22 protein-coding genes are annotated in these 21148 nt (G+C 67.8%); 10 read left to right on the top strand and 12 right to left on the bottom strand.

Translation table 11 applies throughout. The features are described from left to right. Positions 1-96: 96 nt before the first annotated feature. From WKC72_RS28960 to WKC72_RS28950, 3 genes are read right to left on the bottom strand one after another with little or no spacing between them, the layout of a single operon-like run. The gene (locus tag WKC72_RS28960) at positions 97-1473 is read right to left on the bottom strand and encodes a condensation domain-containing protein (protein ID WP_370180534.1); all 1377 of its coding nucleotides are present in this window, start codon (positions 1471-1473) and stop codon (positions 97-99) included. 21 nt (positions 1474-1494) lie between these two features. Continuing rightward, complete coding sequence (locus WKC72_RS28955) at positions 1495-1911, bottom strand: SufE family protein (RefSeq protein ID WP_037241309.1); 417 nt, start codon at positions 1909-1911, stop codon at positions 1495-1497. Further along, positions 1908-2807 (bottom strand): sulfurtransferase, encoded by a 900-nt coding sequence (locus tag WKC72_RS28950; RefSeq protein WP_128639035.1) that lies wholly within the window; start codon positions 2805-2807, stop codon positions 1908-1910. The genes WKC72_RS28955 and WKC72_RS28950 overlap by 4 nt, the downstream gene beginning before the upstream one ends. A gap of 147 nt (positions 2808-2954) precedes the next feature. On the opposite strand from WKC72_RS28950, the gene WKC72_RS28945 reads away from it, so the two are divergent. After that, a complete protein-coding gene (locus WKC72_RS28945; protein ID WP_370180533.1) occupies positions 2955-3365 on the top strand; it encodes a group III truncated hemoglobin in 411 nt (136 codons plus the stop codon). Here WKC72_RS28945 and WKC72_RS28940 read toward each other — a convergent pair. Continuing rightward, on the bottom strand, positions 3332-4774 hold the full coding sequence (locus WKC72_RS28940) for a condensation domain-containing protein (protein ID WP_370180532.1): 1443 nt from the start codon (positions 4772-4774) through the stop codon (positions 3332-3334). The two genes, WKC72_RS28945 and WKC72_RS28940, sit on opposite strands and share 34 nt — an antisense overlap. Continuing rightward, positions 4774-6291, bottom strand: a complete 1518-nt coding sequence (locus tag WKC72_RS28935; RefSeq protein WP_370180531.1) for a condensation domain-containing protein — start codon at positions 6289-6291, stop codon at positions 4774-4776. Before WKC72_RS28935 ends, WKC72_RS28940 begins: the two co-directional genes overlap by 1 nt. Before the next feature lie 249 nt (positions 6292-6540). On the opposite strand from WKC72_RS28935, the gene WKC72_RS28930 reads away from it, so the two are divergent. Next, positions 6541-8259: an MFS transporter gene (locus tag WKC72_RS28930; RefSeq protein ID WP_370180529.1), complete on the top strand. Its 1719-nt coding sequence runs from the start codon at positions 6541-6543 to the stop codon at positions 8257-8259. Here the strand turns inward: WKC72_RS28930 and WKC72_RS28925 are convergent. Genes WKC72_RS28925 through WKC72_RS28915 form a run of 3 tightly spaced genes read right to left on the bottom strand, consistent with a single transcriptional unit; the run spans position 8242 to position 10896 of the window. Beyond that, positions 8242-8886 (bottom strand): nucleoside triphosphate pyrophosphatase, encoded by a 645-nt coding sequence (locus tag WKC72_RS28925; RefSeq protein ID WP_037241292.1) that lies wholly within the window; start codon positions 8884-8886, stop codon positions 8242-8244. The two genes, WKC72_RS28930 and WKC72_RS28925, sit on opposite strands and share 18 nt — an antisense overlap. Positions 8887-8896: 10 nt before the next feature. After that, a complete protein-coding gene (locus WKC72_RS28920) occupies positions 8897-9259 on the bottom strand; it encodes an acyl-CoA carboxylase subunit epsilon (RefSeq protein ID WP_037241289.1) in 363 nt (120 codons plus the stop codon). Continuing rightward, entirely contained in the window at positions 9256-10896 is a 1641-nt protein-coding gene (locus tag WKC72_RS28915) for an acyl-CoA carboxylase subunit beta (protein WP_370180528.1), read from the bottom strand. Before WKC72_RS28915 ends, WKC72_RS28920 begins: the two co-directional genes overlap by 4 nt. A gap of 116 nt (positions 10897-11012) precedes the next feature. On the opposite strand from WKC72_RS28915, the gene WKC72_RS28910 reads away from it, so the two are divergent. The 5 genes from WKC72_RS28910 to WKC72_RS28890 are packed head-to-tail and all read left to right on the top strand — an operon-like array spanning position 11013 to position 15071. Next, positions 11013-11861 carry a biotin--[acetyl-CoA-carboxylase] ligase gene (locus tag WKC72_RS28910; RefSeq protein WP_112299346.1) on the top strand — a complete coding sequence of 283 codons (849 nt, stop codon included), beginning with the start codon at positions 11013-11015 and terminating at the stop codon, positions 11859-11861. A gap of 16 nt (positions 11862-11877) precedes the next feature. Further along, a complete protein-coding gene (locus WKC72_RS28905; protein ID WP_005264683.1) occupies positions 11878-12435 on the top strand; it encodes an HdeD family acid-resistance protein in 558 nt (185 codons plus the stop codon). 15 nt (positions 12436-12450) lie between these two features. Continuing rightward, the gene (locus tag WKC72_RS28900; RefSeq protein ID WP_105413190.1) at positions 12451-13008 is read left to right on the top strand and encodes a PH domain-containing protein; all 558 of its coding nucleotides are present in this window, start codon (positions 12451-12453) and stop codon (positions 13006-13008) included. 39 nt (positions 13009-13047) lie between these two features. Further along, positions 13048-13728, top strand: a complete 681-nt coding sequence (locus WKC72_RS28895) for a response regulator transcription factor (RefSeq protein ID WP_025432276.1) — start codon at positions 13048-13050, stop codon at positions 13726-13728. Positions 13729-13736: 8 nt separating this feature from the next. Beyond that, positions 13737-15071, top strand: coding sequence for an ATP-binding protein (locus WKC72_RS28890; RefSeq protein ID WP_370180527.1), 1335 nt, complete (start codon positions 13737-13739; stop codon positions 15069-15071). Between the two features lie 3 nt (positions 15072-15074). On the opposite strand, the gene WKC72_RS28885 is transcribed toward WKC72_RS28890, so the two are convergent. Beyond that, a complete protein-coding gene (locus WKC72_RS28885; RefSeq protein WP_037179117.1) occupies positions 15075-15620 on the bottom strand; it encodes a GtrA family protein in 546 nt (181 codons plus the stop codon). Positions 15621-15750: 130 nt separating this feature from the next. On the opposite strand from WKC72_RS28885, the gene WKC72_RS28880 reads away from it, so the two are divergent. Both WKC72_RS28880 and purE read left to right on the top strand, forming a co-directional pair. Beyond that, the gene (locus tag WKC72_RS28880) at positions 15751-17010 is read left to right on the top strand and encodes a 5-(carboxyamino)imidazole ribonucleotide synthase (RefSeq protein WP_037245073.1); all 1260 of its coding nucleotides are present in this window, start codon (positions 15751-15753) and stop codon (positions 17008-17010) included. After that, on the top strand, positions 16994-17521 hold the full coding sequence (purE, locus tag WKC72_RS28875) for a 5-(carboxyamino)imidazole ribonucleotide mutase (RefSeq protein WP_005563291.1): 528 nt from the start codon (positions 16994-16996) through the stop codon (positions 17519-17521). The genes WKC72_RS28880 and purE overlap by 17 nt, the downstream gene beginning before the upstream one ends. 78 nt (positions 17522-17599) lie before the next feature. Here the strand turns inward: purE and WKC72_RS28870 are convergent, their stop codons facing one another. After that, on the bottom strand, positions 17600-18451 hold the full coding sequence (locus tag WKC72_RS28870) for a DUF559 domain-containing protein (protein WP_370180525.1): 852 nt from the start codon (positions 18449-18451) through the stop codon (positions 17600-17602). Positions 18452-18595: 144 nt separating this feature from the next. Here WKC72_RS28870 and WKC72_RS28865 point away from each other — a divergent pair, with 144 nt between their 5' ends. After that, positions 18596-18952 (top strand): hypothetical protein, encoded by a 357-nt coding sequence (locus WKC72_RS28865; RefSeq protein WP_370184575.1) that lies wholly within the window; start codon positions 18596-18598, stop codon positions 18950-18952. Here the strand turns inward: WKC72_RS28865 and WKC72_RS28860 are convergent. Next, on the bottom strand, positions 18937-19656 hold the full coding sequence (locus tag WKC72_RS28860; RefSeq protein WP_370184573.1) for a TIGR03089 family protein: 720 nt from the start codon (positions 19654-19656) through the stop codon (positions 18937-18939). The genes WKC72_RS28865 and WKC72_RS28860 overlap by 16 nt on opposite strands. A gap of 23 nt (positions 19657-19679) precedes the next feature. Continuing rightward, positions 19680-21143 carry an LCP family protein gene (locus tag WKC72_RS28855; protein ID WP_370184570.1) on the bottom strand — a complete coding sequence of 488 codons (1464 nt, stop codon included), beginning with the start codon at positions 21141-21143 and terminating at the stop codon, positions 19680-19682. Between the last annotated feature and the right edge of the window lie 5 nt (positions 21144-21148).

Below are 21148 nucleotides of genomic sequence, written 5' to 3'. Positions count from 1 at the left end.
GTGGCTCCCGTGGGTGTCACCAGCGGTCGTTTACGGCATCACTTCGGAGTCTAAGCACCGAACCGATCCGTGTTGTCACCGGATCGAAATTTCCCGTCAGGCCTGTCCGACGCTTCGCAACCCTACCGATGGGTAGCTGGTTGAAACCTGTTCCAGTTGTCTGCGGAGGCTCCCGACCCACGTGTGGACGCTCGCGGCAGCGATGTCGTTGCCCGGATATCGGACCGCCAGATTGACACCTCGGGGGGTTCGATTGATCCAGGCGTAGACGTCGTGGGTGTACTGCCGGCTCCGCAGCGCCCGGGCGTTGCGCTCGTGCCAGCGGCCCGCTTCGGGAACGAACCGGACGTCCATGTAGGAGACGACGAAGCGCGGCCGGATGGGGATGTCGAGTTCCTTCTCGATCTGATCGAACGGAACCACCGAGATCGGTTTCGTCCGGGCCACGCTCTCGGCGGCTTCATGGGCGACGGCGGCGAAGTCGTGCGACGTCACCTCGAAGTCGATCGGGCTGAGACCCACGAACCATCCCAGTGCGGACGCCCACTGCGGGGAGTGTCGCGTATGGACCGGAGTGACGGTCCGAAAGCGTTGATCCCCTGCCACTTCCGCCCCGGCCATACCCAGACATGCGAGCAGGCCTGCGAAGAACCCCACATCCGCCTCGCGGCACGCCGAGTTGAATGCCGCTGCCTGGTCGGCATCGAGAATCCAGGCAGACAGGTTCTGCTGGGCGTACGAGGTGCGCGGGCCGACCTCGAGCGGGAACTCGGGGAGCCCCGGTCCCTCGAGTGCCGACCGCCACACGTCGAGGGCCTCACGTTTCACCTCGGCGTCGGTGGAGTTCTCACGCTCTTCACGGCCGAAGTCGATGTAGCTGCCGACGGGGAACAGGTTGGCCGTCCGGCCGGACAGTGCCTCCTCGTACAGGGCGGTCAATTCGTGGGCGACGAGCACGATGGAGAACCCGTCGATGATCGAGTGATCCGCCGCGAAGAACACCGTGAACCGGTCGCGTTCGACGGTTTCGAGTGTCGCGAAGACGTACGACGGCCAACTGTGCGGTGAGGCGTACTCGTCGAACAGTTGCTGCAGGTGGGCGAAGTTGTCGCCACCGGCGGCGTCGTACCCGTGGCTGACGACGCCCACGTGCAGCCCGCCCTGCGGCACGGTGCGCCGGCGCACGCGCTCGGTTTCCGCGTCGAACGTCGTGTGCGAGCGCAGCACCTCGTGACGATCCGTCCACTTCTCCAGCGCCGACCGAAAGGCGGTGACGTTCAGCGTGCCGTGAATCTCGAAGGCGGTACCCAGCCACGATTCGCGACCGCCGGAGTCGGAGCACCGGCGCAGGTGCGCCTCGTGGATGTACGAGGCCGGGCGAGGATCGTCCACCCATTCCGAGCGGGCGCACGGCAACCATTCGGTGAGCGCGCCCACCGGAATGGGGTAGTCGGCAAGTTCGGTGAATTCCATCAGTGTGTGTTCAGACCCTGCCTAGCTGCGAAGATGCCGCTTGATTCGCGCGAGCATCGCGGACATGCCGCGCAGCCGCAGGGGACTGACGGCGTCGGCGAGCCCGAGCGCGGAATAGAAATCGTCCGGAACGCCGAGGATGGTGGCAGCGCTGTGCCCGTCCAGGCCCTGGTGCAGGATCGACGCGAAACCGCGTGTCGTCGGCGCTTCCGCGGGCGCGCTGAAATGCAGCCGCACATGTTCCGGATCGGAGTCGTCGACCGACAGGAACAACGGGGACTGGCATTCGGGCACCGGTTCCATCGCGTCCTGCTCGAGTTCGGCGGGCAGAGGTGCCAGTTCCCGGCTGAACTCGAGCAGCAACTGCAGCTTGTCCGAGCCGTCGACGGCAGCGAAGTCGTCGACGATCTCGGCAAGCGAATCGGGTAGTTCGGTCATGACGATGCGCCGGGAACGTCTCCCGGCTCTTCACCCCTGACGATCGGAACGCGAACCATGTTGCCCCACTCCGTCCACGAACCGTCGTAGTTGCGGACGGTGGGGTAACCGAGCAGGTGGGTGAGGACGAACCAGGTGTGGCTGGAACGCTCACCGATGCGGCAGTACGCCACGATGTCGTCGTCGGCGGACACACCGCCGTAGATCTCGTTCAGTTCACCGCGCGAGCGGAACCGGCTGTCGGGCGCGGCTGCCTTGGCCCACGGAATGCTCAGCGCGCTCGGGATGTGGCCGCCGCGCAGCGCGCCCTCTTCCGGATAGTCGGGCATGTGGGTGCGCTCGCCGGTGTACTCCTGAGGCGAACGCACGTCGATCAGCGGCCCCTTGCCGAGGTGATCGAGCACGTCGTCCTTGAATGCGCGGATCGGGGCGTCGTTGCGCTCGACCACCGGGTAGTCGGTGGGGGAGGTCTCGGGGACGTCGAACGCGGTGTCCCGGTTCTCGGCGATCCACGCGTCGCGGCCACCGTCGAGGAGACGGACGTCCTCGTGCCCGAACAGCGTGAACACCCAGAGTGCGTACGCCGCCCACCAGTTGCTCTTGTCGCCGTAGATCACGACGGTGTCGTCGCGGCTGATGCCCTTGCGGCTCATCAGGTCGGCGAACTGCTCGCCGTCGATGTAGTCACGCGTCACCGGATCGTTGAGATCGAGGTGCCAGTCGACCTTGACGGCGCCGGGGATGTGGCCGACATCGTAGAGGAGCACGTCCTCGTCCGACTCCACCACCTTGAGGCCGGGTGTGCCCAGATTCGCGGACAGCCACTCCGTCGACACGAGCCGACCGGGATTGGCGTACTCGGCGAAGGACTGGGTGGGATCTGGCGCTACGGGCACGAGTGGGCTCCTGGGGCAGATGCGACGGGGACGGCGTCAATTCTAGGCGGACGCCGGACGTTCTTCCGACCGGCGTTCACACTTACCTTCCGCGGACGGTGAAGGAGGCCGCGCGGGCGCGTACATTCGCATCCGAACGGAGGCCCCATGCCCGACATCTCGACGCGCGCCGACCTGGACCTGCTGCTCCGGCATTTCTACGGCCGGGCATTCGCCGATCCGGTCCTCGAACCGGCCTTCGAGACGCTCGCGGTGATCGGCCTGGACGACCACCTGCCCGTCATGTGCGACTTCTGGGAGACGATCCTGCTGCGCACCGGCGTCTACCGCGGCAGCGCATTCGCCGTACACCGGGCGCTGCACGGCCGGCACGGTTTCACCGACCGCCACTTCGACCGCTGGGTCGAACTGTGGACGTCCAGCGTCGACGAGTTGTTCGCGGGCGACGTCGCACACCGGGCCACGGTCGAGGCAGCCAAGATCGCCGACGCGATGCGGCGACGACTGTTCGAGCCCTCCGGCGGTCAGACGACCGGAGTGCCTTCCAGGTTCAGCTGACTGGTGAGCTCCGCGATGGGAGTGACGCCGTTCTCGCAGATGTCGTGCATGATCTCCCGCAGCCGCACCAGGAACTCGGTGACCGCCCGGCGTGCCGTCGGCGTCTCGGGGAACCGCGACCGCAACGCGAGACCCCGCTGCGTGCGTGAGATCCAGAACTGCGCGTCGTCCGCGACCGTCACGTTGCTGATGTGGTGCGCGTTCAGCTCGTCGTGATCGTCGGTGCCGGGCAGTCTGCGGTAGTCGATGTAGGAGACCATGAACACATCCGTGCGGGTGCGGCGGTATCCGTCACCGAGAGCCGCCCGCACCTGGGCCATCGTCACACCCTTGAGCGTGAGGGCCGTCCGGAACGAGGCGTGGGTGTGCGCCAGGGACGACTGGAAGTCGCAGTCGGGGGTCAGTTCGACCGTCAGCGGCGCGCTCGTCGTGAGCCACCCGATCGCATTGGCCCACTGTGGGTCCTGGCGAATGTGCAGCGGAAACTGCAACGGCATCCGGGAGATGCCGTTGATCGAGTGCACTGCCATGCCCATCGCGGTGAGCGTCCCGGTGAACAGGCTTCCCCCCGAGTCCAGGCAGATTTCCTCGAACCGCTCGGTGCCGGCGGCGTCGAGGAGGGGGCGGACGTCCGCTCCCTGCGGGGCGGGCCTGCCTGCCTCGACACCCAGATCGAGCGGGAAACTGGGCGCGGTGCCGCCGCAGCGCTCGTAGAAGCGTGCCCATCCTCGCACCCGGGGGTCGCCGATCTCCGTGACGGGCGCCTCGGCCTCCAGTTCGCAGTACCGCAGGAAGCTCCCCGGATCGCCGAGTTCCTTCGTCAGGTCCGCTTCCGTGAGCACAGCGGAGCCGCGGAGTCCGATGATTCGCTGATAGATCTGCCGGAGTTCGCCCAGCGCGATGACGAGCGAGTATCCGTCGACGAGTGTGTGATCGAACGCGCTGACGACGGTGTAGTGCGAGTCGCGCTCGATGGTGGCGAACAGGTACGCGGGGAACGTCAGCGGGTCGCACGCCTCGGTGAACCGGTACCGCAGATGGTCGCGGAGCTCGTCCGGTGACGTCGTCGCCGAGGACTCGGACGCGACGACGGTGATGTCCTCGGGATCGAGGTCCACGCGCGCCAGCGCGTCCGGGCTCACGTCGAAGCCGGTCTGCAGAGTGTCGTGACGCCGGATGAAATGCACCAGAGCCTGCGCGAGCGCGTCCCGGTCGAGTGTCCCGGGAAGGTCGAATGCCGCTGCCATCCAGACGCTTCGCCCGACCCCGTGGGTCCGTGCGGTGTCGAGGTGGAATTGCTGGTTGTACGACGGCGGCACCGCGGACGGGGAGATCTCGCCCGGCGCGACGGACCATTCCGTCACCAGGCCGGGTTCGAGCATGTACCGGTCGATCGACGTGACGTGCACTACTCCACCCCTGCGGCAGTCGCGAAGTCCGCCGCCGCCGGCACGAACGGTGACACCGTGTAATCGCCTTCGCGGGCAACGGTTCTCATGATGGTCGACAACCGTTCCGCATATGCGGTCACGGACCGGTGCGCCTCGTCGGTGTCGGGGTGTGAGACGGCCATCCACGTGCCCTCGAGGACGCGGTTGATCCAGATCGACGCGATCTGGGTGGCCTTGCCGCCCACGATGCCGGTCGCCCGCGTCGACGTGAAGCTCTCGGTCTGCGGCAATCGCCGCCCGTCGATGTACGACACGATCGGAGGCGGCGCCAGTGTGGTGGGCTGCGACATCGCCTCGGGGCCGGCCTGAGCGAGAACGGTGTCGATCACCTGCTGCACCGATACTTCGCCGAGCGCCTTGCCCGACCGGTAGGCGTCCTGTGCGCGCTGGGCGAGCCCGGTGAACGTGGTGGCGTCCTCGAGGGCGAACCCGACCGGAATGAGATTGATGAACCACCCCTGGGACCAGTAGAACTGCGGGTCGGTGCGGGTGGTGAGGGGGGACAGCGCCATGTAGCGGTCGCGCCCGACCAGTTCGTGTTCGGTGATGGCGAGGGCCGCGAACACGCCGCCGATGAAGTTGGAACCGTGTGCTTTGCATACGGCACCGAACCGTTCGCACTCGTCGGCGTCGGCGAGGTCGAATCGGCTGCCGATGGCCGGCTTCGGTTCGTCCGACGCCCCGAGGTCGAGGGGGAAACTCGGGAAGGTGCCGCCGTTGCGGGTGAGGTGACCGATCCAGCCGTGCACCTCGGGGGAGGCGAGGGTCAGCGTCGCCGCTTTCTCCCGCTCCCGCCGGCTGTATTCCACGTAGCTTCCCGGATCGGGCAGCTCGGGCTGGACACCGTCGAGTTCGGCCTGATAGATGATCCGTGTCTCGGCGAATGTGAGAATCATCGACTGCATGTCGGTGTGCGCGTGATCGACGGCGTGGAACAGGGTGAAGCTGTCGTCGGTCCCGGGAGCCGCGGCGTCGTAATGTTCCACCACGCCGAACACGAATGCAGGCCAGGCCAGCGCGCTCGTGTCGTTCGCGAAGCGCGCGGCGATGTGGTCGCGGACCTGTTCAGGGGTGGTGAGGTTCTCGCCCTCGTGCGCCGTGAGGGCGATCGAGTCGACGGGCACGACGTGCCGCCGGACCGCGTTCGCGGTGTCCGTGGGGTCGGCGTCCGCGTTCTCGAACGAGAACCAGCTGTGCAGCGTGTCGTGCCGCAGGATGTAACGCTCGAGGGTCCGGGTCATCGCGGCGCGGTCGAGCCTGCCCGGGAAGTCGAACGCGATGCCGATCCACGGGGACTGCGTCTCGCCGTTGTTCGCCGCCAGCCGGGCGCGCCGCAGGTGCCGCTCCTGCATGGTGGTCGGCAGTGCCGGATCCACCGGCGCTTCGGCAGCCGCACGTGCACTCGCGTCCGTGACTTTCCACTCGACGACCCTCCCAGGCTCTGGCTTCCAGTGGGTGATCAAGTTCAAGTCCATCGAGCGGCTCCTCGGGTGTCGAATCGGTTGCGAGTTCGGTCGGGTGTGGCACGGACTTCTCGCAACAGGATGCGGCACCGAGTGCCTTACCGCGAGAGGTAAAGAAGTATGAGACTGATTACAGGTCGGTCCCGGTCCAGTCAAGTGTCGGGCAAAAGGGTTCTACGCTGCAAGTTCTTCGCGTATTATCCAGCAACCTTTGAACCACCTCACAGCATTCTGTGAGGTTCGAGCCGCTAGCCTGTCCGGATGCCTGTGACTCAGCGTGACGCACTCTATCGAGGCGAACTCGGTCGGTGGGTCCCGTGGCTGGGTCTGGCCACCAGTCTCGCCGCCGTATTCATGCAACTCCTGGACGCGACCATCGTCAACGTCGCGCTTCCGAGCATCGCGGTCGATCTCGGCGCCTCGGTGTCGGCGCAGCTGCTGATGGTGAGCGTCTACACGCTGTCCTTCGCATGTTCGCTGATCACAGCGGCGCGACTGGGGGATCTACTCGGCCGGCGACGCGTCTTCCTCACCGCACTGGCCGTCTTCATCGTCGCCTCACTGCTCTGCGGCCTGGCCCAGTCGCCGACCGCTCTCGTGGTCTCGCGGGCGTTGCAGGGCCTCGCAGCGGGGTCGATGTCGGCTCAGACGTTCGCCATCATCTCGGGACTCTTTCCGAAACGCTCCCACCCGCGCGTGTTCGGAATCTACGGCGCGACCATCGGGCTCGCCACGATCTGCGGTCCGCTCGTCGGCGGACTTCTCATCCAGTGGGACCTCTTCGACTGGGGTTGGCGGCTGATCTTCTTCGTCAACCTCCCGATCGGACTCGCGGCGCTGGTCCTCGGCTACTTCTATCTGGTCGATGCGAAGCCCGACGGCATCCGCCGACTCGACGTGGGCGGCGCCGTGCTGTCGGCGGTCGGCCTGTTCCTCCTGATCTTTCCGCTCGCGGAGGGGAGGGAACGTGGCTGGCCGACGTCGATCGTGGTGATGCTGCTGTGTTCGGTGCCGGTCCTGATCGCGTTCGTCGTCTACGAGTGGCGGCTCGGGCGCCGCGGCGGCGACCCTGTTCTGCGCCTCGAGTTGTTCACCGACCGCGCGTTCTCGCTCGGCGCGGCCATCGCGTTCGTGTTCTTCGGGACGCTCACGTCGTTGATCTTCACCATCTCCCTCACGCTGCAGTTCGGGTTCGGGTTCTCACCGCTCAGGGCCGGGGTGATGACGTTGCCGTGGGCCCTGGGGACCGGCCTCGCCGCGCTGGCGTCCGCCGTCGTCTACCGGCGCATCGGCAACCTCGTCCTGCCTCTCGGGATGGTGCTCTTCGCCGGCTCCCTCGTCGTGCTGGCGGCGCAACTGCAGCACGAGGGCACCGATCCGCGGTGGTCGGCGCTGGCCGGACCCCTGTTCATCGGGGGAGCCGGCCTCGGTTTGTTCGTGGCGCCGCTCCAGACGGCGATCCTCGCGACCGTGCAGCCGCGCAACGCAGGTTCGGTGTCGGGCCTGCTCCCGACAGTCCAGCAGGTGGGCAGCTCGATCGGGCTCGCAGTGATCGGCGTCGTGTTCTTCAACCTCGTCGCGACGCAGTCGGCGGACGCGGTGCAGGCCGAGCGGCCTGCGCTGACCGCGCAGCTCGCCGAGGCCGGGGTGCCGCCGGCGCTGATTCCGCGGGCGGAGGAGACGTTCGTACGGTGCGCGACGGAGCAACTCGGGTCGACGTCCCCGATGAAGGTGCCGGACGAATGCCGTTCTCCGGCCTCCGGAGGTGCGGCGCTCGGTGCGACTCAGCAGCAGATCGCCGACTCCGCGGTGGTGGCCGCACGGGAATCGACGCGATCAGCGGCAGGCGAGGCGTTCCTCCAGGCAGAACGCCGCATCCTCTGGATCATCGCGGCGGTGGCGGCCGCGATCGGTGTGGCGTCGCTGACGCTTCCGCGCCGGAACCAGCAGGTCGACGAACGGTCAGCCGACGCGGCCTGACGACGCCCACAACTCGGCGACGCCGACGCCGACCTCCGCGAGCAACCTCCGGACGAGCGGCAGACCGATCCCGATCACGCTGGACGGATCGCCCTCGATTCGGTCCACGAACCAACCCCCGAGGCTGTCCAGGGTGAACGCGCCCGCGACCTGCAGTGGTTCCCCGGTCGCGAGGTAGGCCTCCAGATCGGCGTCCGGTGGGCTCGCGAAATGGACGACGGTGGCGCTGTGATCGTGTGCGTCACCCACCACCGCGCCCTCCGCGATCCGCAGGACGCTGTGCCCGGTGAGCAGGGTCGCGCTACGGCCGGCCATCGCCGACCACCGCGCGCGGGCGACGTCGACGGTTCCGGGTTTGCCCTGGAGGGACCCGTCGATGAGCAGCATGGAGTCGCATCCGACCACCACGGCGTCCGAGATCCCGTCCCGGGCGAGAACGGGGAGGACGTCGCTCGCCTTGGCGCGGGCCAGTTCGGTGACGACGTGCTCCGGGGCGGCGTCGGCACCGAGTGCCGCGATGAGAGCGTCCTCGTCGACTCCGGAGACTCGCACGACCGGCTCCACCCCGGCGCTGCGCAGAACAGCCAGCCGCGCCGGGGAAGCCGAGGCGAGAACGAAGGACGTCACCGGATCCGGATCAATGCCGGTACGCCGACACGTTCGGGAACGCGTAGGGCGAGAACGGGGCGATGCTGCGGTGCATCCGCGTGGGAGCACCCCAGGACTCGGGCGGGACGTGCGAATCGGGATCACCGCTGCCGGCGGCAGCGACCGCGGACAACACCGCGACGAGCGCCGCGATCTCCTCGTCGGAGGGTGAGCCCTTGACCACCGTGAAGAAAGGCTCACGCGCAGCGTCGGCCGCTGTTCCGTCCGTGTCACTCGGCACGTCGGTCGCCGCGCCGTTCGTGGTCGTGGTGTCCGCTGCGGAACCGTTGACTGACGGCGTCGCGTCCGGGCCGGTCTCGGTGCGCAATTCGTCCTCGGTGATCGCGGTCATAGGGGGATGTTCCCATGCTTCTTGGGCGGGAGGGTGACCATTTTGCGTTCGAGCAGGCGCAGGGCGGCCACGATCTGTCCGCGGGTGTGGGACGGGGGGATGACGGCGTCGACGTAGCCGCGTTCGGCGGCGACGTACGGGTTGACGAGGGTGTCCTCGTATTCCTGTTGCAGTTGCAGGCGCAGCGCGTCGACGTCGTCGCCGTTGCGGGCGGCCTCGAGGAGGCGTTTGCGGTAGACGAAGCCGACGGCGCCGGAGGCGCCCATGACGGCGATCTGGGCGGTGGGCCAGGCGAGGTTGACGTCGGCGCCCATGTGCTTGGAGCCCATCACGTCGTAGGCGCCGCCGTAGGCCTTGCGGGTGATGACGGTGATCTTCCCGACGGTGGCCTCGCCGTAGGCGTACAGGAGTTTCGCGCCGCGGCGGATGATGCCGTTGTATTCCTGGTCGGTGCCGGGCAGGAAGCCGGGGACGTCGACGAGGGTGATGATGGGGACGTTGAACGCGTCGCAGGTGCGCACGAAGCGGGCGGCTTTTTCGGAGGCGTCGATGTCGAGGCAGCCGGCGAACACGGTGGGCTGGTTCGCGACGATGCCGACGGAGCGGCCGTCGACGCGGCCGAAGCCGACGACGATGTTGCCGGCGCGTTCGGCCTGGACCTCGAGGAATTCGTCGTCGTCGAGGATGCGGCGGATGACCTCGTGCATGTCGTAGGGCTGGTTCGCCGAGTCCGGGATGAGGGTGTCGAGTTCGAGGTCCTCGCCGGTGAGGGAGTCTTCGATGGACCCGGTGATCGGGTCGGTGGGCAGCATCCGGGGGGCGGCGGCCTGGTTGTTGGACGGCAGGTAGGACAGCAGGTCCTTGACGTAGTCGAGGGCGTCCTGTTCGCCGGAGGCGACGTAGTGGGCGACGCCGGACTTGACCATGTGGGTGTGCGCGCCGCCCAAATCTTCCATGGTGACGTCTTCGCCGGTGACGGTCTTGATGACGTCGGGGCCGGTGACGAACATCTGGGAGGTCTGGTCGACCATGACGACGAAGTCGGTCAGGGCGGGGGAGTAGACGTGGCCGCCGGCGGCGGGGCCCATGATCAGCGAGATCTGCGGGATGACGCCGGACGCCTGGACGTTGCGGTGGAAGATTTCGCCGTAGAGGCCGAGGGAGACGACGCCTTCCTGGATGCGGGCGCCGGCGCCTTCGTTGATGCCGATCAGGGGGCGGCCGGTCTTGAGGGCGAGGTCCATGACCTTGACGATTTTTTCGCCGTAGATTTCGCCGAGGGAGCCGCCGAAGACGGTGGCGTCCTGGGAGAAGACGCACACGTCGCGGCCGTCGACGGTGCCGTAGCCGGTGACGACGCCGTCGCCCACGGGGCGGTTGTCGGCGAGGCCGAAGTTCACCGAGCGGTGCCGGGCGAGGGCGTCGAGTTCGACGAAGCTGCCCTCGTCGAGCAGGGCGGTGATGCGTTCGCGGGCGGTGAGCTTGCCCTTGGCGTGGACCTTTTCGACCGCGGCTTCACCGCTCGGGTGCTGCGCCTCGGCCTGACGATTACGCAGGTCGGCGAGCTTTCCCGCCGTCGTGTGAATATCGGGCGTACTCGCCGACTCCGCCGCGCTCGGCTCCTGAACAGTGGTCATGACAGGTCAGCTTAACGAGAGCCGGCGAGCTTCTGCCAAGGGAGGTGGTCAGGCGGCGGGTTGCCCGGACCCGGCTACTGACCAGTACCTTTTCCTGTTCGTCCTAGGCTGTGGTGATGTGGACCGACCTGAACCGACCTCCTCTCAACGCCGACAATCTGCGTGCGGCACTCGTCCGCGGTGACGACGACAGCGACACCCGCAGGTTCTGGGCGCGCCTCGACGTCGTGCAGGAGACCGGGTCCACCAACGCCGATCTTCTCGCGCGCGCCGCGTCGTCGAGCTGCGACCGGCACGTGCTGCTCGCCGAATTCCAGGGCAGCGGCCGGGGCCGCCACTCACGCGCCTGGGTAAGTCCGCCGCAGGCGCAGATCGCGGTCTCCGTGTTGCTGACGATGCCGGGCATGGGCGTCCAGGACATGGGGTGGCTGCCACTGCTGACCGGTGTCGCCGTCGTCGACGCGCTCCGCGCGACCGCCGAGGTGCCCGCGGAACTCAAGTGGCCCAACGATGTGCTCATCGACGGCCGCAAGGTCGCCGGCATCCTCGCCGAGGTGTCCGCCACGGCACCGGATCCCGCGGTGGTCGTCGGGATCGGTCTCAACGTGAGCCTCACGAGGGACGAGCTGCCCGTCGAGCACGCCACGTCCCTCGTCCTCGAAGGTGCCGAGGTCAGTGACCGCGACACCCTCGTGCGGGCGGTGCTGCGCGCCATCGCCGATCGCTGGCAGCAATGGCACGACTCCAACTGGGACGTCACGGAACTCGCCGCGGCCTACCGCGCCCGCTGCGGCACGCTCGGCCAGCGGGTGCGCGCCGAACTGCCCGGCGGTCGCGAACTGATCGGCATCGCAACGGACGTCGACGCGGAGGGCCGGGTCGTGATCGCCCCCGACGGCCAGCCCGGAACGGTCGCCGTCGCCGCAGGTGACATCACACATTTACGCCCGGTGCGCACCGAGTAGTGCCACACTGTGGTACATGAGTACCTCAATTCCGGAGTCCTCCGTCACCGCGGCCCGGCGCACGTTGACCGGCCTCACGGTGGTGCTCGGTCTGCTCACACTGGGTCTCGGCATCGCGGTGCTCGTATGGCCGCACGTGACGCTCACGGTTCTGGCCGTCCTGATCGCCATCCAGTTCTTCGGCTTCGGGATCGTCCAGATCATCCGGGCGTTCGCCGACGTCGAGGCCGGGGGAGCCGCACGGACGCTGGTGGGCGTATCCGGCGCCCTGGCAATACTTCTCGCGTTCCTCGTGCTGAGGAGCCCCCTCCAGACCGTCGTGATCATCGCGCTCGTCGTCGGTGCATGGTGGGTGTTCCGGGGTGTCCTCGAAATCGTGGAAGGCGCCTCGGGTTCGGTCGCGGATCGCGGGCTGACCATCGTGCTCGGCGTGATCAGCGTCGTCGCCGGAGGCTTCGTGCTCCTGCAGCCCGAACTGTCGCTCGAGGTGTTCGTGATCGTGGTCGGAGTGTGGATGGTGCTGTACGGCATCATCATCGTCATCACCCCGATAGTGCTCAGCCGCATGCGGTAGAGGCACACTCTTCGCATGGGATATCCGGAGGACGCCCTCGCCGAGGACGAGGAACTGCTGCTTCACCGTCATCCACACTGGAAGATGCTGTTGCTCCCCGCCGTCACCTTTCTGCTGGCGACGGCCGTGGCGGGTTTCGCGGCGGGGTTCGCCGAGAACAAGCTGGACGGCTCCGCGCTGAACGTCGTGCTCGTCGTCGTCCTCGTGGTGTGGCTGGGCCTCGTCGTATGGCGCTGTGTCGCGCCGTTTCTCAGCTGGAAGTTCACCCACTTCATCGTCACCGACCGTCGTGTCCTCATCCGTCAGGGTGTGATGACGCACACCGGGATCGACATTCCGATGGGACGCATCAGCAACGTCCAATTCCGGCACGGCCTCCTCGACCGGATGCTCCGCACCGGAACGCTCGTCATCGTGTCGTCTTCCGACGACCCGCTGGAATTCGACGACATCCCCGACGTCCAGCGTGTCCACTCGCTGCTCTATCACCAGGTGTTCGACGCGATGGATCTTCACCGCGAACGGGAGCGAGACGACCCGCGCGGCGACGCCGACACCGGCAAAGGCTGGTAACCGGTCACAGCCGTCTTCGCACCTCCGTACGCTGTGGAGGTGACTGCTGTATTGCTTGCCGAAGATGACGAAGCCATTGCCGCCCCGCTGTCGCGGGCACTGGGCCGGGAGGGATACGACGTCACCATCGAGCAGACCGGCCCGGCAGCGCTGGAGCAGGCTCTCGACGGAGCGTACGACCTGTTGATCCTGGACCTCGGCCTCCCGGGGATGGACGGACTCGAGGTGTGCAGGCAAGTGCGCGCCCACAGTTCGGAACTGGCAGTGCTCATGCTCACCGCACGCACCGACGAGGTCGACTTCGTCGTCGGACTCGACGCGGGCGCCGACGACTACGTGGGCAAGCCGTTCCGGTTGGCGGAGCTGATGGCCCGGGTGCGCGCCCTGCTGCGCCGTCGCGGCGGCGGCGAGGATTCCGTCGTCGAGGTCGGCGGCATCCGGCTCGAACCGGCGGCCCGACGGGTGCTCGTGAACGGAACCGAGATCGCCCTCGCCAACAAGGAGTACGAGCTTCTCCGGGTGCTGCTCGAACACGCGGGTCAGGTGGTCTCCCGCGACACCATCCTCGCCGAGGTCTGGGGCGACGTGGAACTGCGCGGCTCGAAGACACTCGACATGCACATGTCGTGGCTTCGCCGGAAGATCGGTGACGAGGGCCCCGCCGCCGAGCGTCGCATCGCGACGGTCCGCGGCGTCGGTTTCCGCATCAACACCGACTAGGCGGGGTAGTGCGCCGCAGAATTCTCCAGTCGATCCTCGCAGTCGTGATCCTGACGGCGCTGCTGCTCGGTGTGCCGCTCATCTACACGGCGTGGCTGTGGGTCGAGGATTTCAACCGGAGCGATCTCCAGGTCCGGCTCGATCGGATGGCGACGGAGATCATCACCCAGGAGGGCGTCAACGGTGTCGTCGAGGGTGATCTCGACACGAACTCCCTGCGTCTGCTGACGCCCGCCGGGGGCCGCCTGGTGGTGGTCTATCCGACCACCGACGACGGCGCCGCGCGAGTGGACATCGGCGAATCGTCCGTGCAGTCGCCGCTCGTGGAATCTCTCGCGATGGGCACGTCCGGTTCGCTCCGCCTCGAAGTGCCGTCCGACGAGATGCGCACCCAGCAACGCCAGGCCGTCGGTGCCGTCGCGCTGCTGGTGCTCGTGTCCATCGCGGCAGGCACCGTGGTCGCCTACGTCACAGCGAAGCGGCTCGCCGATCCGCTGCGGGACGTCGCCAACCGGGCGGCCCGGCTCGCGGAGGGCGACTTCCGGCCGGACGTGCGGCGTCACGGCATCCCCGAACTCGACCGCGTCTCCGACGTCCTGGACTCCGCGACCGTCGAGATCGCGGGACGGCTGCAGCGCGAACACGCACTCGTCGCGGACGTCTCACACCAGCTCCGCAGCCGGCTCACGGCCGTCCGCCTCCGGCTCGACGAACTGTCCGTGCACTCGGACCCCGCGGTCGTGGTCGAGGCCGACGAGGCGATGGCGCAGGTGGACCGACTGACCGTCGCGATCGACGAACTGGTCCGCTCGTCACGCAGCAACGGCACCGAGACCCAGGTGTCGGTGATCCGGGAGCTCAGTGTGGTCATCGCGGACTGGAAGCGGCCGTTCGAGGACGCCGACCGCGAACTGGTGCTGCGCGGGGACACGAACGTGATGGCGTCGACCACCGGTTCCCGGCTCCGTGAGGCCGTCGCGGTGCTCGTCGACAACGCGCTCATGCACGGGGCGGGGACATGCACCGTCGCGGTGCGTCTGATCCAGGGTCAGAATCTCAGGACACCCGGCGAGGAGACCTCGCCGCGCGAGACGATGGTGTGCGTCGAGGTGTCGGACGAGGGAGTCGGGGTCAGCAACAACCTCGCGCCTCACATCTTCGATCGCGGTTTCTCGGGGGCCGGTTCGACCGGTGTGGGCCTGGCGCTGGCCCGTGCACTCATCGAGGCAGACGGTGGCCGGCTGGAACTGCAGCGTCGCCGTCCGGCCCTGTTCGCGATCTTCGTTCCCCTCGCGCGCGAGCACGTGCCGACACGGGTCACCGGGATCCGGGAACCGCGCTGACGATCAGGAGTGGCCGAACTCTTCCTCGACAGCTTCGTCGACGAGGTCCGGATCGATGATGTGCACGTTCTCGTCGGGGAAGGCGAACCGGCGCAGTGCCCAGAACCGGAACACCATCTGCAGCAGGTTTCCGATGATGTAGTTGAGCACGAAGTCGACCACCACCAGGGTGGTCAGGTTCTCCTGGCTGGCACGGATGTCGAACACGTTGTTGGCGATCCACAGGGGCGCGGCGGCGAGGAGTACGCCGATCCCGCTGATCGTGAAGAACAGCAGGGCCTCGTGGTGTCGTTCACGTCCGCCACGGTTCTTGAACGACCATTCGCGGTTGAGAATGTAGCTCAGGACCGTCGCGAGAATTCCGGACAGAACTTTTGCGACAACAGGCTTCTCTTCGAGGATCGTCAGGCTCAGCGAATAAAAGATGGCGAGGTCGAAGATCATGGTGGTGCCGCCCACAATCGCGAACTTGATCAGTTCGTGATGCCGCAACGCGAGAGCCCGAAAAGGCTGGGGAACGCGTGCTAGGACGCCGTCGACAAATGACACAACGGATGAGTTTACGAAAGTCGGACCGGATACCACCAATTGGCGGCGAGATCATCAGGAGAATCACAGAAAGTGCGGACCGGCACCTCGGCGGCGGAACCCCGCGCCGGACGTGACAAACTAGTGACCCGTGACCGGCAACTCTGACTCCACACCGCGTCCCACGACACCCCGCGATCTGACCGCCGGGCAACCCGTCGTGACGATGATCGGTGGCGGCCAACTCGCGCGGATGACCCACCAGGCCGCGATTGCGCTCGGCCAGACACTGCGGGTGCTCTCGGGCACCGCCGACGAACCCGCAGCGCAGGTGAGCCCCGACGTCGTCCTCGGCAGCCACACCGACCTCGACGCGCTCCGCAGGGCCGCGGTCGGGTCGCACGCGTTGACCTTCGACCACGAGCACGTGCCCACCGAGCACCTCGACATCCTGGTCGCCGAGGGTGTCAACGTGCAGCCGCCGCCGACGGCACTCATCTATGCGCAGGACAAGCTGGCGATGCGCCGCAAGCTCGCCGAACTCGGCGCACCGGTCCCGGCCTACGCCGAGGTGACCTGGGCCGAGGACGTCGTCAAATTCGGCGCCGAACACGGATGGCCGGTCGTGATCAAGGCCGTCCGCGGCGGTTACGACGGTCGCGGCGTGTGGATCACCGACGATCCCGACGAAGCCGAGCGCATCGTCACCCGGCAACTCGACCAGGGTGTCTCCCTCATCGTCGAGGAAAAGGTCGAGATGCGGCGTGAGCTGTCCGCGATGGTGGCGCGGTCACCGTTCGGCCAGGGCGCCACGTGGCCCGTCGTGGAGACGGTGCAACGCCACGGGCAGTGCGCCGTGGTCCTCGCCCCCGCCCCCGCTCTGCCCGACTCGGTCGCCGAGGCCGCCGAGGAACTCGCGCTCCGCATCGCGTCCGAACTCGGGGTGGTCGGCGCGATGGCCGTCGAACTGTTCGAAACCACCGACGGAACGCTCGTCGTCAACGAACTCGCGATGCGCCCGCACAACTCCGGCCACTGGACGATGGACGGCGCCCGTACCTCACAGTTCGAGCAGCACCTGCGCGCCGTCCTCGACTACCCGCTCGGCGACACCGCACCGCTCGCGCCGATCACGGTGATGGCGAACGTGCTCGGTGCGCCGACGGCCCCCGAGATGAGCATGGACGAACGCGTCCACCACCTCTTCGCCCGGATGCCCGACGCGAAGATTCATCTGTACGGCAAGGGTGAGCGTGAAGACCGGAAGATCGGCCACGTGAACATCGTCGGCGGACCCGGCTCGATCGACGACCCCGAGTACGTGGCGCGGGTGCGCGAGCGTGCCGAGCGCGCCGCCCACTGGCTCTCGCACGCTGAATGGACCGACGGATGGGATGTACACGGTGAGTGACACGGCAGCACGGCAGGGCGCACAGGTCGGGCTCATCATGGGCAGCGACTCGGACTGGCCCACCATGGAGGCCGCCGCCGAGGCGCTCGCCGAGTTCGGGGTGCGTTTCGAGGTCGGTGTCGTCTCCGCGCACCGCACACCGCAGCGCATGCTCGACTACGCGAAGGACGCGGCCGGCCGCGGCATCCAGGTGATCATCGCCGGCGCCGGGGGCGCCGCCCACCTACCGGGCATGGTCGCGTCGGCCACCCCACTGCCCGTCATCGGTGTGCCCGTCCCGCTGAAATACCTCGACGGCATGGACTCACTGCTCTCGATTGTGCAGATGCCCGCAGGCGTCCCCGTCGCAACCGTGTCCATCGGCGGCGCCCGAAACGCCGGTCTGCTCGCCGTCCGTATCCTCGGCGCCTCCGACCCCGCACTGCAGCAGCAGATGGTCGCGTTCCAGGACGGGCTCGAGAAGATGGTCCTGGACAAGGACAAGGCACTGCGCGACAAGCTGCTGGGCTGACCGCGTCGAACTGAGCCGCCACTCTTCGCTGCTCCGGGGCCGAATCAGCCCTGGGGGAGCAAGGAGTGGCGGCTCAGTTCACTTCGGGCGCCGACTGCGACGCCGTCGACGCACCGCATCGATGATCTCGGCGGCGACCACATCGGGATGCGCCAGCACGTCGTAGGCGGCGAAGCGGAGCACCATCCACCCCTCACTGACGAGCCAGTTCTGACGCCGTCGGTCGTTCCGGAACACGTCGGGCTCGCTGTGGAACTCGCGGCCGTCGACCTCGACCACGATCCGCGCCTGCTCGTCGGCGAAATCACCCACGTACGGACCGATCGGGTGGTTGGCCTCGAGCGGGAAACCGCGAAGGCTGAGCTGGCGACCGAGTACCCGCTCGGGTTCCGACGCGGCTCGGAGGGCAGCGTGGCGTAACAGTCGCCGTGCCGCGGGCGCACCGTGCCGACCGTGGTGAGCGGCGCAGAGGTCACGGAACTCGTGCGGATCGACGCTGCGGTCGAGTTCGCTGTCGACGAGGGACGCCACGTCTCCTTCGGGCATGACGACTGCGCAATCGAAGAGCGCCTGGGCGGGCGACACCGCCGGAAGAAGGGACACCATCGACACCGTGTGCGGTGCGAGGTCGCGGCGGTACAGCCGAAGCCAGTCCGGCGGCGTGACGCGGAGGCCCCGGGGAATCGTCGCCTCGACGACCGCCGGCTCGGGCAACCAGCCGTAGAGCCAGGCCGCGGTTCGGTGGCTCAGGACCGCGGCCGGCCGCCATGCCGACACGGCGGCACACCGCACGTACGTGTCGGGTTCGACGAGGGAGTACACCGTGGGCAGCACGCGGTGGTAGCTGCCACTTCGGCACCGGGCGGCGATGGTGCTGCGGGTGAGTCCGGCGTCGGTGAGTTCTTTCAGGGTACGAATGCGTGCGGTCATGATCGACAGCATCGTGGTGGGCGCGTCATCCCTGCCGCGCGCGAACTGGGACTTCAGGTTGGTCTGTGGATGGGCGAGAAGTTGTGGATGAACCTCGCCTCGAGCACTTATCCTGCGCCTGTGAAACGCAGCCGCGGTGTGCCGATGATCCGAGCGTCGCGGGGGAACCCCCAGTCCGCGGCGATCACACGGCTCGCGCTGGCGTACGCCCGGCTGTGGGGCGCCCGCATCACGTTCGACGCCGACTTCGGCATCTTCGTGTGCAGCGGGATGCGGGGTGGGTACGCACGCGGCGGGACGACGATCGGCGGTGCATTTCTCACCGGCAGGGACCCGGCGAGAGCGCTCGTGCGACACGAAGCGGTCCACGCCGACCAATGGGCTACGTACGGGTGGACCTTCGCGCTGCGGTACCTGTTCGAGGAGTTGCGGCACCGCGGTGCCCGGAACAGGTTCGAGATCGCCGCGGGCCTCGCGGACGGCGGCTACCGGGAGAGTTGACGGGTGATCTTCTCGGTGTCCACGCGCCTCGACCGGGCTGCGGGGTCGGCGTTGGTGACCTGCACGAGTGACGCGCCGGCCGCGAAGACGGCCACCAGACTGTCGATCAGGGCGTCGGGGGAGTCCCACGCCTCTTCGGACAGCACCCGGTCGGTACCGGTGATCCCCTGCGATTCGGCGGAGGCGAGCGCTGCGGCGAGAACGTCGTCGACGCTCTTGCCCGCCAGTGCGGGTCCGGCGACCGTCGGCCGGAACTGGTCGCCGTGGACGCGCACGGACGTGGCGTAGTCGGTGATGCCGACGGGGAGGTCGGGGACGGGCCTGCCGAACGCGTCCAGCGACAGCGCCGCTACCTCGGGTACGTCCTCGACGTCGCCCAGGTGCTGGGCCGAGACGAGTGCGATTTCGGCGTCCGCATCGGGTTCGAGCACGACCTCGGCGCCGGCCCACCATGCGCCGAGCAGAACCGCGGCGGTCTGCCAGTGCGCGGGAAGGAGCACCGCGACGCGGGCGCCGGGCTCGACGCCGAATTCGTCACGCAGCAGGTTGGCGGTTTTGGCCGCCCAGTTGGCGAGCGTGAGGGCCGAGAGTTCGACCCGTTCACCGGTGGCGTCGTCGTAGAACGTGACGCGCGGTCCGGCCGGGTCGTTCTTCAGGATGGGGTCGAGCAGGGCGTCGGTCAGCGTGCGGGACGCATGGTTCATGGACACGATCCGTCTCTCGTTTTCTAGTTCACACAACGCGGGCCCGACGAGCCGGCATCGATGGGCGGGCCGGGCGGTGCCGGGGTGGGGGTCGTTCCTGCCGTGGACGCGGGCTCGAGGCCCGTCTCCGACGACTCGGATGACGTGGTGGTGCCGGTGGTTTCGGCGGACGTCGGCCCCTGGTAGTCACTCGACAGCACCACCCGCACCGAACCTTCGGGCAGTGTCGCGTCGGTGTCGGTGGGGAGCCCGCCGAGTGCTGCGGCGACCGCCTTCGCGCTGTCGTCGTCCGCGGAGTGCGCGAAGACTGTGGTCTCGCTCACCGACTCGCCCGTGTAGTTGCCGACCTCGCCCTGTCCGTAGCCGAGCGACGTCAGGGCGTCGGCGACGCCGTTCGCGAGGCCCCCGACGTCGCTGGCGTTCGCAACGTCGACGGTGACGGTCGAGGCGTCGATCTTGGGCGTCTCGGACGTGGTGGTGTCTTCCGAGTCGGTGGGCTCCTCGCCGACCAGACCGGCCACGTACTTCTTCACGTCCTTCGGCTTGACCTCGACGATGGACTCGCCGTAGTCGGTCGTGCCGTTGAGATCCGCGACCGGAATCGTCTCGAACTGCACCTTGCCGCCGGCGAGGTCCTGAAGTTGGGTGGCGAACTCGATGATGTCCCAGTCGTCGTCGAGCACGACCGAGCGTTGCACCGCGCCGCTGAGTTCGTTCAGCTTGCCCGGGTCGCTGAGAGTCTTCGCGGACAGCACCTTGCCGACGAGCGAGGCCATGAACACCTGCTGACGCACGATGCGGTCGAGGTCGCCGCGGGGGAGGTCGTGGCGCTGGCGGACGAAGCTCAGAGCGTCCGCACCCTTCAACGTCTGCTCACCGGCGGGGAAGTGCGCGCCGGACATGTCCTCGTCCACCGGTTCGTTGAGGCAGACGTCGACGCCGCCGACGGCGTTGGTGAGGAGGACGAACCCGAGCAGCCCGACCTCGGCGTAGTGGTCGACGGTGATTCCGGTGAGATCGGCCACCGATTGGATGAGCGCCTCGCGGCCTGCCTTCGTCGACTCCTCCTCGGCTTCCTTGTCGGTGGCTCCGTCCTCGACGAGTTTCAGCCGCTCGGTCTCCTTGGTGGCGCCGTACGCGGCGTTGATCTTCGACATGCCGATGCCCGGCACGTCGACGTAGGAGTCGCGGGGGATCGAGATGGCAGTGGCGGAGCTCCCGTCGTTGGGAACGCGGATGAGGACGATGGTGTCGGTGTTGGATGCCACCTCCTCGCCGGCCCGAAGCGAGTCGAGTTCTTCCTGGGACAGGGGGTTGCCGTGGGCGTCGGTGCGACTGTCCGTGCCGACCATGAGGATGTCGACGGCGCCGTCGGCGCTTCCGCCGAGGCCCAGGCCGCCCGCGGTTGCCAGATTGTTGCGCAGCGAGTCGATACTCCGCCAGGCGAATCCCGTCACGACGAGGGCGAGCACCGACAGCACCGCCACAGCGA

This window comes from Rhodococcus wratislaviensis, from assembly GCF_041228765.1.
GTDB lineage: Bacteria > Actinomycetota > Actinomycetes > Mycobacteriales > Mycobacteriaceae > Rhodococcus_F > Rhodococcus_F wratislaviensis.
The sequence above is the reverse complement of the archived record's forward strand: the minus strand, read 5'-3'. Positions and strand labels throughout refer to the sequence as shown.